Source organism: Bradyrhizobium sp. 18BD (assembly GCF_054185225.1).
On sequence record NZ_JAVAYL010000084.1, the window covers coordinates 1 to 544 of the forward strand.

The following is a 544-nucleotide window of genomic DNA, read 5'->3' on the forward strand; positions in this document are numbered from 1 at the left end:
CTTCCGGCTCGACGATCGCCTCACCTGCGAAGAGCTTCGCGCAGGACTGCGAGATCTCCGTCTTCTTCATGGTGGCGTGACGGGCGGTCAGCGCGGCGCCGCCGACTTCGGCGAGCAAGGTCAGGATCGAGCCCTTGCTGACGCGGTCGAAGAAGTTCTCCGAGGTCGGCCGCCACCAGCTTGCGACGTCGACTCCCATGATCGTCGCGAGACGGTTCTGAAGCGGGCACTGATCGGCACGGTAGCTCGGCGCTTCGAGCGACATCGCGACGATATAGGCGAGCCAAGCCGCCTTGCCGTCGTCGTCAAGCGCCCGGAACGCCTCGAACCGCTCGACTTCGCTGCTGTGCTCCGTCCAGACCGCGTCGAGCCCGTCATGGGCTTCGGCCAAATAGGCTCGGGCCCGCGTCGACGGCAGCTCGCCCGATACCGGATCCTGAGGGGAGCGGGCGCGAATGGTCGAGCCGTAGGCGGCGGAGCTGCTCATGCGGTCGTCGATCATGACGAACAGCGCATAGTCGAGCGCGAGCGCCGGATGGCTGAG

General features: G+C 66.7%; 1 protein-coding gene. It reads right to left on the reverse strand.

The annotated features are described in order from the left end of the window. Positions 1 to 544: hypothetical protein (locus RAD16_RS40500; RefSeq protein WP_458163640.1), on the reverse strand; the 544-nt coding region annotated here is incomplete at both ends.